Annotated in this window: 13 protein-coding genes and 1 pseudogene; 6 read left to right on the plus strand and 8 right to left on the minus strand. The window is 56.4% G+C overall.

The features are described from left to right. Nucleotides 1-44: 44 nt before the first annotated feature. A pseudogene (locus AC07XM_RS20315) lies at nucleotides 45-526 on the minus strand (transposase); the annotation flags it as partial. Between the two features lie 962 nt (nucleotides 527-1488). On the opposite strand from AC07XM_RS20315, the gene AC07XM_RS20320 reads away from it, so the two are divergent. The 3 genes from AC07XM_RS20320 to AC07XM_RS20330 are packed head-to-tail and all read left to right on the plus strand — an operon-like array spanning nucleotide 1489 to nucleotide 2768. Further along, entirely contained in the window at nucleotides 1489-1839 is a 351-nt protein-coding gene (locus tag AC07XM_RS20320) for a hypothetical protein (RefSeq protein WP_146024536.1), read from the plus strand. A gap of 9 nt (nucleotides 1840-1848) precedes the next feature. Continuing rightward, a complete protein-coding gene (locus tag AC07XM_RS20325; RefSeq protein ID WP_102689571.1) occupies nucleotides 1849-2205 on the plus strand; it encodes an STAS-like domain-containing protein in 357 nt (118 codons plus the stop codon). Nucleotides 2206-2207: 2 nt separating this feature from the next. Continuing rightward, nucleotides 2208-2768, plus strand: a complete 561-nt coding sequence (locus tag AC07XM_RS20330) for a type II toxin-antitoxin system VapC family toxin (protein ID WP_102689570.1) — start codon at nucleotides 2208-2210, stop codon at nucleotides 2766-2768. Between the two features lie 169 nt (nucleotides 2769-2937). Here AC07XM_RS20330 and mobH read toward each other — a convergent pair whose 3' ends face one another. Beyond that, on the minus strand, nucleotides 2938-4656 hold the full coding sequence (gene mobH / locus AC07XM_RS20335; protein ID WP_102689569.1) for a MobH family relaxase: 1719 nt from the start codon (nucleotides 4654-4656) through the stop codon (nucleotides 2938-2940). Nucleotides 4657-4878: 222 nt separating this feature from the next. Here mobH and AC07XM_RS20340 point away from each other — a divergent pair, with 222 nt between their 5' ends. Together AC07XM_RS20340 and AC07XM_RS20345 are read left to right on the plus strand one after the other, a co-directional pair. Next, nucleotides 4879-5073 (plus strand): DUF7740 domain-containing protein, encoded by a 195-nt coding sequence (locus AC07XM_RS20340; RefSeq protein WP_102689568.1) that lies wholly within the window; start codon nucleotides 4879-4881, stop codon nucleotides 5071-5073. A gap of 127 nt (nucleotides 5074-5200) precedes the next feature. Further along, nucleotides 5201-5566, plus strand: coding sequence for a histone-like nucleoid-structuring protein, MvaT/MvaU family (locus AC07XM_RS20345; protein WP_102689567.1), 366 nt, complete (start codon nucleotides 5201-5203; stop codon nucleotides 5564-5566). A gap of 86 nt (nucleotides 5567-5652) precedes the next feature. On the opposite strand, the gene AC07XM_RS20350 is transcribed toward AC07XM_RS20345, so the two are convergent. Both AC07XM_RS20350 and AC07XM_RS20355 read right to left on the minus strand, forming a co-directional pair. Beyond that, nucleotides 5653-6591 (minus strand): ArdC family protein, encoded by a 939-nt coding sequence (locus tag AC07XM_RS20350; RefSeq protein ID WP_102689566.1) that lies wholly within the window; start codon nucleotides 6589-6591, stop codon nucleotides 5653-5655. Between the two features lie 708 nt (nucleotides 6592-7299). Then, nucleotides 7300-7665 (minus strand): DUF3085 domain-containing protein, encoded by a 366-nt coding sequence (locus tag AC07XM_RS20355; protein ID WP_102689565.1) that lies wholly within the window; start codon nucleotides 7663-7665, stop codon nucleotides 7300-7302. Nucleotides 7666-8122: 457 nt separating this feature from the next. Between AC07XM_RS20355 and AC07XM_RS20360 the strand changes: the two genes are divergently transcribed. Beyond that, nucleotides 8123-8479, plus strand: a complete 357-nt coding sequence (locus AC07XM_RS20360) for a hypothetical protein (RefSeq protein WP_102689564.1) — start codon at nucleotides 8123-8125, stop codon at nucleotides 8477-8479. A gap of 4 nt (nucleotides 8480-8483) precedes the next feature. Here the strand turns inward: AC07XM_RS20360 and AC07XM_RS20365 are convergent, their stop codons facing one another. Genes AC07XM_RS20365 through AC07XM_RS20380 form a run of 4 tightly spaced genes read right to left on the minus strand, consistent with a single transcriptional unit; the run spans nucleotide 8484 to nucleotide 12660 of the window. Continuing rightward, entirely contained in the window at nucleotides 8484-10022 is a 1539-nt protein-coding gene (locus tag AC07XM_RS20365) for a conjugal transfer protein TraG N-terminal domain-containing protein (RefSeq protein WP_102689563.1), read from the minus strand. A gap of 9 nt (nucleotides 10023-10031) precedes the next feature. Next, nucleotides 10032-10337, minus strand: coding sequence for a hypothetical protein (locus tag AC07XM_RS20370; protein ID WP_102689562.1), 306 nt, complete (start codon nucleotides 10335-10337; stop codon nucleotides 10032-10034). Next, complete coding sequence (locus AC07XM_RS20375) at nucleotides 10334-11689, minus strand: integrating conjugative element protein (RefSeq protein ID WP_102689561.1); 1356 nt, start codon at nucleotides 11687-11689, stop codon at nucleotides 10334-10336. The genes AC07XM_RS20370 and AC07XM_RS20375 overlap by 4 nt, the downstream gene beginning before the upstream one ends. Then, nucleotides 11689-12660, minus strand: coding sequence for a TIGR03756 family integrating conjugative element protein (locus AC07XM_RS20380; RefSeq protein WP_102689560.1), 972 nt, complete (start codon nucleotides 12658-12660; stop codon nucleotides 11689-11691). The genes AC07XM_RS20375 and AC07XM_RS20380 overlap by 1 nt, the downstream gene beginning before the upstream one ends. Nucleotides 12661-12758: the final 98 nt, after the last annotated feature.

Below are 12758 nucleotides of genomic sequence, written 5' to 3' on the forward strand. Positions count from 1 at the left end.
CGCCCCCCAAAACGGCTTCGAACTGGCGGGCCAAGCGGCTGGGTTCACGCCCTGATCGCCTCAAGCAGTCCTGCGATGTCGAAGATGCTCATCATTCGTTTGAGGTTGTAGGCGAGCACATGAAGGCTCATCTCAGTGTTCACCCTCGGCAGGGTTTTGGTCAGGAAGTGGGTACTTCCCATCCAGTACTTTAGCGTTCCGAAAGGATGTTCAACAGTCTGTCGACGAACCCTCATCATCGCTGGATCATGTTCTAGACGAACATGCACGCGTCGACTACAGCCTCATGTTCCCAGCGCTTCACTCGGCGCTCCTTACCCGTCGTACATTGCTTTTGCATTGAGCAGGACTGGCAGCCTGAGAAGTAGTAACAATGCAATAACATGCCGTCGTCCATCGACGAATGCCGCCTGGTTAGTAGCTGCCCGGCAGGGCATCGATACTCGTCCGACGCCGCAAGATAGATGAAGTCCTGCTTACCAAATCGGCCTTCGGCTTTGCTGCCAGATGTGAGGGGTCTCGGTACGACTTGCCAGTACGTATGCGGGTGGGAGTTGTATAGCTGGTGGAAGAATGGGTCGTGATCCAAAAATGCACGTCGAGTTAGCTTGAGTAAGCCCTCGAAAGCGGCTTCACCTTTATCCCCAATGCGCAACTTGGTCTTACGCTCCAGGTTCCCTTCGTAGTCGGTTTTTTCGTCGTTCAGTTCCGGTATCTTCAGCGTTTCGCGAGCGATCGTGATTGGCACACCCTCAATTTGGCGCACTTCATTGATCTCGTTCATGTAGTAGCCCGCGTCATGCACATAAACTGTGAACTCTTCGTGCAAGTGCGGCAGGCCCCAGTCGCGCACCTCATTCTGCTTATTGACCGCGTGCACGATGAGGTCTTTATTAATGACGTCGGGTGTTATGAGGTACCAGTTTTTTATTCGCGTATCACCAAGGATCGATTGAAGACCGGTTGCGTAATTTCTCAAGCTGTTCAAGTCAGTTGTTATTTTTTTGCGCTGATGAGCGTAGAGTTCTTTACGCTCATAGTGAAAGTCTGGGCAGTAGCATTGAAATGCATGGCCGGTTTCTCGGGTAAATCCCTCAATTCCGAAATCACCACCTGAGGCCGGGACATGCTGATAGCCCTCAGCAGCATACTTTTTTTTAAGAACGAGCTGCATCAGTGCTTCCCAACTAGGCCCGTTGAATGCCCCAATCGATGTGTTAATCAAAACTCGACCGCCCCTGCCTTTTACCGGTTAGTCCATTCCGAGATTGAGCTGTCGAGCGCCGTCCCGGTGTCGCTAAATAGTGCTCGACGCTATCAAAATGCTGGCACAGGGTCTAGCATCCGCTCGATTTTGCAGATTATTGATACTGTCTATAAATACAGTTGTCGTCGTGTGATGAACGGAAGAACATCGCGCGCAGCTGCAACTCCGATGCTGGTGCTAGGCCAGGTTTGCCCTTTGCTTATGTCAATGAACGGACTGCAATGGGTAGCGGAATTGTAGGGTCGGTTCAGAGGGTCTACCCAGATAAGGATGGGAAGACAGCTATAGCTTGGGCATTAGAAATGGGTAACTCTACCCGGACTGATAGTCCGGCTGACATGCCCAGAGGTTTAGGTTTTGGAATACTAAAAAAGTTTGTGGCGTTGAATGGTGGTACGCTTACGGTTTGTAGCGACGAATTCATGGCATCTATTGATAGTCGTGGCGACTATGTAGTCCAAAGAGTTCCGGGTAAGCTTTTAGGTACGCTTGTAAGCATCACGGTCAATTGTGATGATAAACACTATAAATTTAAGTCGGAGATTGTAGAGGATGTTCCGGCTTATTTTTGAGGGTGACACATGAAAAATATAGTAATTAAAGATGTTGTTGGCGGTAATGCGGTTTCTATGTCGGCCGGTACGAAGTTGAAAGAGTTGATTTTGAACTCTTGGGCTCGCTCCGGTGAGGGTGATGAAAAACTCGTGCTGGATTTTTCAGGAATAGAAGTTTTTGCGTCTCCGTTTTTTAACGCAAGTATCGGTGCTTTGCTTAAAGATAGAGAAATCAGTGAGTTGCAGGCGCGCCTTGAGTTTGAGGGGATATCAGATCATGGTAGGAATATCCTTAATCTTGTGATTTCTAATGCTATAAAGTTCTATAGAGACAAAGGCGGTGCTGTAGGTCGTGGATTGGACAATGCAAGGAAAGGCATGTAGATATGTGGGTGGATATCAAGAAAAATAAAGCTTCTTCAGAGCATGGCTATTTTGTGGATACAAATGTTTGGTATTGGGCAACGTACGCCGCCTCGAAAACATTTTATGGGAATGCACCCAGGGATTACCAGATTTTGCACTATCCTGAGTTTATTCAGGATGCATTGGATGTGAAGGCTAAACTGTATTACTCACCTTTGGTTTTGGTGGAGCTCTCAAGTCTGATTGAAAACTCTGAATTAGGGATTTACAGGGCGTTAAATAGCTCCCCCAAATTTCCGATCAAAAATTTCAGAGGCATTGAAGCAGAACGAAAAGCTGTTTTAAACGAGATTGACAACGCATGGGCACAGGTTAAGGGTATGGCTGAGCCACTCCCTCTAGGTGTGGGAGCGAAAGTGGATGACTCAGTAATGGGCTTGATCAGGGATTTTAAAATCGATGGATATGATGCTCTGTATTGTCATTTTATGAAAGAGTCAGGAGTGGCTAATATTTTAAGTGATGATAAAGATTTTAGGTCTGTGGGTGGTTTGAGCTTGTATAGCTGTTATGAAAAATAGATGAGGTTTTGTGAGCTCTAATTTTTATTTAATGCGATGGCTGGCTGCATAGTTTAGCTTTACGAGGGGCATGCCCACTGCCGGCTGTGTCTCAGAAATATCACTGTGCTGCATAGTAAAGCCCTTGGGTGATGTTTTATGTGTGGTGCTTTCGTGTGCCCTATCTGGACTATGAATGCAGTGAAAGATAGGGATTGTCTTGCGGCGGAAGACAGTTCAATGATTTAGCATCGCGTAGTAGATACCCGCTCAAGATGCTGGACTTACGCGGGCCTTTAACTGTACAAGCCCAGATGTTTTGCCCGTTCTTCTGTTTTTTGTGAAGGCCTATCCGCTCGAAGTTGCGTTGCAACTGCCGCCACGCTTCATTTTTTTCAATTTCCGAGTTGCAGTTCAAACACTCAGCGACATAGCGTTGGAAAATGCCCGGTGTGACCAGGAAAAAAGTACCGTCCACGGTGTGGACCTTGGCCTTGATATCGTTGATCACTAAGCGATGACTGTTAACTCCCTCGCGCAGCCACTCGATAAAGGCCAGCCCCACGGAATCCTGTGGTGGAGCAGTGGCAGATTGAGCCTTCTCAACAGCTGATCCACTCTCGCGTTCGCCCGGCACTTGCAACATGTCCATAAGGTCGTCGAGGTAGTCGAATTCCTGATTCTGCAGCACGGCGCCGGCTTGTGTTGCTTCTGGTGTTGCAGGCGGCTGATCCGGGGCCGACTCGTTGGTTTCGCTGGTCGGTAGTGGACCGTCCATCATCGGCTCTACCGTGCCGCTAAAGTAATCTGGCCTCGGCTCATTGGCCCAGATCAGGCTCGGCTGCAGGCGAAGAAAGGTAAAGCGATGTTGCCAGTCATCGTCAGCCACGGTGGCATTCCATACCGCTTTGCCCTCCGGTGTCGCATCCACCAATCCATGTGATTGCAGCTCATCGAACAAGGCGATGTTGGAGGAGGGTATGCCGTCGACCGCCTGAACGAGCAGGTAAGCGCGCAGTTTGTCGGTCGCAGCCTTACTGACCAGCCACAGATGGTGCTCAGTGAGCCAGCCGGCCGCACCGGGCTGGTTGAGCTTAAACTCGTTTTTGACCAGGTGGCGCAGGCCCGTGAGCATGTGATGCTGCAGCGAGTGTTTAGGTGCCTGCAGGGCCTTGGTGGGGTTGGCGCCGATGTTCTGCGCGGTGGAGACCCGGTCAGCTTGCAGCACCAGTTCCCCGAGGGTGCCGGCGTGCTCGTAGTGATTGGCTAGCAAAAACAGTAGGTGGCCCCACAGAATTGGATAGTTGCTGAGCCAGTCGAGCTGACGGGACGTCAAAACCTGTGTGTACAGCAGCCCGGCAGCTGCGCCGTGAAGCTTGTAGTCACGACCGGCGACGTAGCGAAAGCGGTAGGGCTGAGTCAATGGCCCGTGCCAGGGGTGCCACACCTCACCATTCTGATACTCCACCTGCACGTCAACGGCAATTTTGCCAATGTCGTGGAGCAGGGCGCCGTACGCAATCGCCGCACTCCAGGCGTCGGCCTGCGCGGCCTGGTCTTCCGGTGCGGCGCCGCTGGGTAGCAGGTACGACTGGCGCAACTTCAGGCTGCAGGCCACCAGTTCCAGTCCGTGGTCCAGCATGCCGCCTGGATAGGCATGGTGGTGGCTTTCGCTGGCGGGGAGTTGCTGCACATAGCTGGCGTAACGGCGGATCGGATCAAGGTAGAGCTGCTCGAACTGCGGCTCGGAGAGCGCTGTGTATTGCCAGATGCGCTGCAGTAGCTTTTTTCGGTGTTCGGCACCTAGCAGGGAATCAGAGGTGAGTGGGAGGAGAAATCCCTCGGGCGCTGAAGCGCGCGTGGGGTCCGCGCCATTGCCTTTTTGATGTGTGAACCACCAGCGCTTCATTGCATTACCTGCTTTGCATTCAGAAGGTCCTTTTGCTTTTTCGGATAGGCCTCTTACCCTTGTGCCCCCTTACCATTGCCGCCGTTACCCTTTAACGCCTTGAGCCTTTTCGCGAACGCGAAAATTCGAAGCCTGGTGCATCGGGTTACCTGTGGTACCGGAATGGCCTGTCCTTTTCCCGGGAGGTAGACTGTCCGATATTATTTCGAGGAATGTGGCCTGATGACGTTGAGCGATGCCATTTTGATCGTGCTACTGGCTGACCGGATTCATGGGACCGATGCTGCCATTCGGTCGGCCGCCACGCGTTGCGCGAAACTGTTGCCACGCAGTCAGCGCGACATGCTGTTTAAAATCGGCAATAGTGCCGCACCTCGTGAACTAGTGGGGCACCTTTGCCAGTTCTTGCCGGACTGATTAGTCACATAGATATGTGCACATTTTGAGAGATGAAAAGTTAGCTGGAGAGTGAGTTAACGCTCGGCTAGTACTTGTGCCTCAGGTAAGATTGCTACACATGTCCCAACCCTAGGAAAGATTTCACATGTCCAAACTTGCCGAATTCAAAGCACTGGAAGCTCAACTGGCTGCTCAACTTCAACAGCTGGATGCGATGAAAAACGATTCCGGCCTGAAGCAGGAAATCGAGTTTGAACAAAAGCTCAAGGCCTTGCTGGATGAGTACGGCATGAACCTGCGCCAGGTCATCACCATTCTCGACCCGTCCAAGGGCGTAAGCGTGAGTACTTCCAGCGCCTCCACCGGCGCTCAGCGCAAGCCGCGTGAGGTCAAGCGCTACAAGCACCCGCAGAGCGGCGAGATCGTCGAAACCAAGGGCGGCAACCACAAGATCCTCAAGCAGTGGAAGCAGGAGTACGGCTCGGATGTCGTCGAGAGCTGGGTGCAGTAATCGCATGCTCAATTGTAGCGACCGATGGTCGGCGTTGCAGGCAAAATAAAGGCCCCGGTTGGGGCCTTTCTATTTGAGGTGAAAAGTCACGCCGTGAGCCGTTCGGTCGTCTCGCTGGACTGATCGGACTGCAGTGCCACCAGGTACTCGGACGCCTCACGCGCCTGTCCACTGGCGCGGAAGATGGCCCGCTTGTCTTCCTTGAGGATCTTCAACCAGGATGCCAGGTACTCTTCGTGGCGCAGCTCGCCCTGGGTGCCGGTGAGGGCGCAGAGAAATGCCGCACCCATCTCCGCGACCAACTCCTCGAAGGCGTACGCCGCAGAGCCGAAGGCGTGCCCGGCAGTGATGCCTTCTCGGTTGAGGCGAGCGTGGTGACCCGACCAGTGCGTCAGTTCGTGTAATGCGGTTGCGTAGTAGCTGCTGACGTCCACAAATTGGGCCTTGGTGGGCAATTGGATGAGATCCCGGATCGGTAGATAGAATGCGTCATCCCCGTAGCGATGCTCGATACGTGCGCCGCTGGCGGCCAACAGTCGCTCGGCAGGTGCATGATCGATGAACGCCACCGGATCTGCACTCTCCTCGTGCTGCTGTTCCTCGTTGGGTAGTCCCTCGGTCTGTTCGATGTTGAACAGGCAATGCGTCCGTAGCAGTGCGAACTGCACCATCTTGACGTTACCTTGCTCATCACGGACGACCTGACCGTCTTCGTCGTGCGCTTCCTTGCTCATGGGTTTGTACAGCACCGCGAGGGTCGATTGTTCGCCCTTGCGTACGTGACCACCGGCTTTCCGAGCCTGGTTGTAGGTGAGCCAGCGATCCTGGCGGTACCCGCGCAGGCGGGCTTCGGCCCATAGCAGTGGAATGTTGATGCCGGCGTACGGGCGCCGAGTGATTGCGTTGATGGGGAAAGGTGCGTCAGCACTGGAGCCTGAAGTGGTCCAGGGTTTGATCCAGGGGATGACCCCTTGGCTCAGGGCACTGACAATCTTGTTGGTGACATCCAGGTAGATATCGGACATGACGTTCTCCAGTCAAAGAAGGGGAACGCTGCCCGGCCGGGAAGGGTTCCCGGTGGGGTAAGTGGACAGTGGTAGTGCGAGTGTTCAGGTTGATGAGATGTCCACACCGATCTCATGTGGCAACCTGATGTGCAGAAAAACAGGACCGGCCTCTGGCGTGATGTGAGTTACCAGTAGTTGAGGGGCAACCGTCGATGAGCGTGAGTCGCTCTGGGAAGCTTGACCGAGCAGCAACTCGATCGACTGGCGCCAGTGGCGACGGTCTAACGATGCCAGGGCAATGCCCAATACGACTTGCAAGCGCTGCCCTGATTGCTCGACTGCGTCAGTAGCCGTACCAACCTCGGCGATGAATTGCCATATGCCTGGGCTCAGGACAACGGCAGGTAAGGAGCGGTTCTTCCTGGACACTGGTGCCTCCCGGGAGCTGATCCGGCGATGGCTTCACGAACAACTCGGGGGAAGTCCCATCGCCACAACTCACACTGTGAACTGGGCGTGTCTAGGCATTAAAACGCGGTTTCCTGTGAGGGCAATACCCGATAAAGGGCAACGAGCAGTGCAAGTTTCCACCCGCTTCCAGCAAAGGCTTTCCATTCGAAAGGTCCAGATGAACGGCTGCTGTCGGCGTAAAGATTGAAGTGGGCGAGATCCCAGAGAGGCACTGGCTCGTGCATCCCTGGGACATCGCGGGTGTTGCGAGAGCATTCAGGATTTCCCGGAGCTGGCAATCTCGGCAGCGATGTACAGGTGCGTGGATGTGGCTTCAACTACCAGCGACCCGTTGGTGCCGCGTAGGCTTTCCAGTACCGGATCATCAAGGTCGAAGTACTCGGCAAAATCGTCGCCACCGAATTCACTGCGTGCGCGATTCCACCAAGCGTCGAAGTCGTCGACGTCAGGGTTGCAGCCCATGGCGTAGGCGATGTGTTTGCGGCTACCTCCGTCGGGTTTGCTTTCACCGAACTCGGACATGAGGTAGACACCGTGGTCTTTGACCAGGATGACTCGGCAGCCGATGACGGCCGCTTCGGTCAAGACGGCGTGAAGTTCAGCTCCTGTGAAGCGCAACATGGTGAGTTCCTCCAGGCAGTGCGGAGGAATGCCACCCATGCGGGAAGAATTCCCAGCACGGAAATGGAAAAGGAGCTTCAACGAAGCAGGGCTCCGTGAGGCAGATGTGAAAGAGCGCTCATCACCGCGGGAGCGGTAACCGGGCGAGCCACCGAACGCTAATCGCCCTTGGGACAACCATCACGGGAGTGACGTGGCCTTGAAGGTTGTGGCCACCTGGGGTGCTGGTTTTCCAGCGCTTGCCTGTGCGGTTTATCAAGCGGGTCGGCATAACGTCAATGGTGATTTTCAGAAGAGTGCACTGCATCAATCCATGCAGTACCACTGGCGATCAGCAGCGTAAACCAAGTGATCAACGGTCATGGAAATCCGCAGGGGAGGAGTAAGCTAAGGCTTGGATCCAAATTGTTTATAGCGGTTTGACCGCACGTGCGGTGAAGTAAATGGAGGTGGGAAAATGGCGACCCCAGCGTCCTCAAACCCCAGCCGTACTTCTTTCGGCAAGTATTTGATTCGTGCCGCAATTAGCGCGGGTCGATTGGTGAATCAGCTAGAAGCCAGCGTGCTGCATTCACCGATGTTGGCGAGCGTTCCGTTTGGGTATCGCCGGCTCGGTATGCAGATTGTTAAGGTGATTCTTTTGCTTGCTGTCGCATCAGTCGCTTTTTTCCTGGCGATCGGAACGGTTGCTCTGTGGACCCTCGCGGCGCTGCCCATTAAAAGTGATAGGCAACCTCGGATATACGAGGTAAGTCATCCCCAGCACCAAAGCAAATATCCTGAGATGTACGATGATAATGGGTCTCCTAGATAATCAATTATCTTAACTTTTTGGCTCCCGATATGAGTTGAGAAGATCCCTTATCAGCCTGTACCTGGGCTCCTTCTGATCCGCGAGTGAAGAGCGTCTGGACACCGCTGCCTACGTTGTATCCCGCCCAGCTCATTACACCGAGGAAAAACATTGGGAGTACGAAGAACATGGCCCCCATCACGTACTCAATCACCTGCGCGGTGACCGTCCCATCCAGGAAGCCTGCCGTTGGCAATGTTAAAAGCGCTTGGTCCGTGGCAGAGACCTGGTGGTACAGCGTGTCGAGCATGCTCGAGTCGATCCACCGGGCCAACTCCCACCAGAATGTCAGCATGTGTAGGGTGAATAGCGCGAAGGTGATCGTCATCAACGCTTTGAGTTGGTAGGTGCTGATCAGCAGTACCAGTGGCAAGCTGATGATCGTGCCCATGATCAGGAAGGCCTGCACCATTGGCAATGCAGTGCGCAGCGCATTCATCGCCGGGAAGTTGCTGAATGAGCCCAGGGCCAGGCCGGTGTTGGTGGCGAGGTTGTTGAGCCCTTGCGTCAACGAGCCGCCTCGGGCACTGCTGCCGTAGTCCTGGAAAACCTGGCCAGGCGCCATGCTCAATGACTGCTGGCGGGGGCTCACCAGTTCACGCAGGGTGGCATCTTCGATTTCGGTGGAACTGCGCCCGGTCAGCCAGCCGCGCAATTGCGTGAGCAGATTGGGATCGACCTCGGCGACCAGGCGGTCGCGCAAGCCGACCGTGGCATCGCTCCACCACTGCTTGCAGGTTGGGTAGCCCGCACCGTTGTCCAACCGAGGGAGGGAGGTGTCCCGCGTCTCGTCATACGGCCAATCAACCCGGGGCGTGCGCGAGCGATCCGTGTCGTAATAGCCAGGCGTGTTGAGCAGGTATGTCGAGCCAATCCAGGACGCATCGTAGCTCTGCGATTCGTCCAGCTCAGGGCGGTTGGTAAACAGCCTCGAGCGTGAAAAGCCGTAGCAGTCGCGGGTGAAATCGGCGACTTCCTGCAGCAGCACTTGGTCGTTGATCCGGGAACTGTCTATCTCCATCCGCATCGCGCGGATGTCGGGTGCGCAGGGAATCGACGCTGTGGCGGCGGCGGTAATGCCCTTGCTCATGGCATGCACCAGGTACCACCACACCGGCACATTCGCCGATTTCTCGCCGATGGTGTTGAAGGTTGTTCCCCAGGCCGTGTCGGCGGGCTTGGCCATGGAAACACCACAGCGCTGGCTCGCCGCACCGTCGAAGGTTACGGAGGACAGGTTGAGCGGGAAAAACGGCATGCAGCCAAACAGGATGACGACGTAGCTCATCCACAGTCGGTTCTCGACGCGGGGGATCGACAGCAAGCCTTTGTTGCCCTCGTCGGCCCCCTGTTGGCGGGCGGATAACCACTCCTGGAGGATGATCGCCCCAAACGGCGCAGCGAACAGCCCGGTGTCTGCCAGCGTGTTCCAGATTCCGTTGTTGATGATCCACGCCAGCAGCGACAGGTAGTATTCGAGGTAGCTGTTGGTGCTCATGTTCATGGCTGCACCTCACAAGCGCGACAGTTCGACCAGGACGATCGCGCCGAAACCGATCAGGCCCAGGCGTAATAACCGTTGCTGGTCTTCCGAGCTTGGCCGCAAGCGGAGTGCTGCGGTCCAGCCGGCGAAAATCAGGGTGTACAGTAGGGCTCGCCAGTAGGCGAGAAACGGCGTACTCCCCCGTGCCTCCTTGATCCATTCCAACTGGGGCCCGCTCAATTGCAGCGCCATCGAGGCAACCAGCAACATGACCATCATGACGGCGAGGATCAGCAAGCCCCGAACGACCGAGCTTTTCACAGAAAACGGCATCATGGCGTGCTCCTTCCCTGATCCGCTCGCTGCAGGCGGTCTGGGCGTGGATCGCGCTGGTCGATATTGCGTGAGGCATCGGCGCCGCCGGCGTGGCGATCGAGGACCAGGCTGGCGGTGTTGGTGGCTAGGGCTTGGCGAACCTGCAATTCCGTTTGCAGCAGGCGGATCTCGCGCTCCAAGGTTTCGACATTGCCGTTGAGGGCAGTGGTGGCGGGCTGCGCCGACGCCACATTGGGCTCTCGGCTACCGGCGAGAAATGTGCGCTGCAGCAGCATCGCTTTGTAGATCACGCTCGACAACGCGGTCTCGCTGGCCAAACGTCGGGCCAGCAGGTTCTGGTCGGGGTCATCGCGTAGGCCCTCGATGACGCCACGCGAGACCTGCAGCAAGGGGCTGGAGACTTTGGCGAGGTTTTCTGGGGTGGGCTCTTCTGCGCCCGACAACATGCGCTGCAAGCCTTCGAGGTGTTGGGTGTAGGTTTCCTGGATCAGTGGCGTGAGACCTACACCCGCGCTCACGCGCAGCGTCTCGCAATCGTCGCAGGTCTCCACCTCGGTTTCGCCGAGCACCCGGGTTGCCCACTCAGCCGCCTCTTCGGGGTTCGACCAGGCCTGGCAAATCGCGCCGTTTTGACAACCTGAACCGACCGCCGAGGTGTCCTCGACCGAACGGTTGTGCAGCAGGTTGTAACCCGCCTTAACCACGTCCGCGGTCACCCGGATCGGCGCCTGGCCATGGCCGCCAGCTTTCTGCCCGCCAATCCAGCTGACACCCTTGTTGCCGTTGTTGGATTCGGTGTCTTTCACCGCAGTCACGGCATCACCGTCGGACTGCTCCAGGTTGTGCTGCATTTCCTGGTTCTGCGCCAGTGCTCCCCAACCGGCCTGATCCACCTTGTCAGCCATCTTCGCCGCCATCGCCTGGCAGGTGAGTTTGGAGCGGTCGAAGTCGATGCGTCCCTGCAGTACGCCGTTGCTCAGCAGTTCATACAGCCCGGGGTTGGCGCGCTGGATGATCATTGCCGGCAGCGACATCACCGCCTGGGTGGCGTTCTGGATGACGTTGCCCATGATCTGCTGGAAGCCCTGGGTGGCACCGTTGAGCTGGTTCTGCAGGGTGTTGGAGAGGTTCATGTTTCCGCACATCATGTTCGCGCGCCAGGACAGGCCGACGCCGAGTCCGCTGGGGCGGTAGAGCGAGGAGGGCGCGCCCGCCGCCGATCCGCCACCGATGGTGTACATCACCCGGTCGTCCAACACTTGGGCTTGGTCGCCCAGGTGGTAGCCATTCTCGGCGGCGTGGCCGGCGGCGCATACGAAGAGACATACCAACCCGAACGAGAGGGTGTTCATCACTGGCCTCCATCAAAGTCGATGCTGAACAGGAAGGTCTGCCCCATGCGTTGGCAGCAGCGATACGGCCGCCACAACGACCAGGCGTAGGCGCCCTCGGCACTCTGGACGGTGGCGCTCGGGAAGATGGCGCAGGTGCTCTGCATCATCGGTGCGAGCAACTGCCAACGGTGGTTGTTGATGTTGTTCTCCATCACCGGCAGCGGCGGCCAATAACCGGGCGATGGCATCGGCTGCAGCGGCAGATACACATGCGGCTGACCAACGCGGGTGATGAAGTCACTGGCGCGCTGCGCCATCACTGCGGCGGCCTTGAAGTCGTCGGGCTGTACCAGGAAACCCTGTCGTGGGTAAATGCTGCCCCACATGTTGCCGAGGGCTTGGCTACCGATCTCACGCATGCCCGGAATAAGCGCTTGCGGATAGACGGACTCGGGGATGGCGTGGCGCCAGGCCAGTGGATCGAGCGTGCTGAGGTAGTAGGGCGCAAGTGGCACCGCCCCGCTTGGACATGCATAGCCGAAGCTGTGTGCCACGGCAGTCAGTGCAGCGCTGCCAGGATGTCCGATGCCGTCGACATTCTTGAAGCGGGGCAGGTTGTTGCGCTGCGGCGAGGGTGTGATCAGGTTGCCCCCGCCTTGCGACAGGGGTGTCTGTGCCGAAAGACCGGACATCTCGCCCCAGGGGTTATTGCCGGTGTCGGAATAGCTCGACACCACCAGCTCAGGAATGAAGTGACGGACTTTGGGCGAAGTTCTCACCGTGCAACCAAAGGGCGTACACAGCAGCCAGTAGCAGATCCCCACGATCCGGTACTCCAGACACTGCAGCGACGCGACCGAGGCAATGATGGCGGGAGTGGTTATCGCCAGGCACTGCTCGGCAGCCACGAGCAAAACGATCGCGATAAAGCCGCGACCTCGGCCAGATCTCTTTGGCTGTGGTGTACGACATGGGGCGGTCAAGTTCATCGGTAGCGCTCGGCAAGTGGCAACGGTGTGCATCCATGCGCCGAGTTGCAGCATCACGGATCAGGCAGAGGAGTGGGGCGGACAAACCGAGACTGGTG

The sequence above is a fragment of the Pseudomonas sp. GW460-LB5 genome (assembly GCF_059423245.1).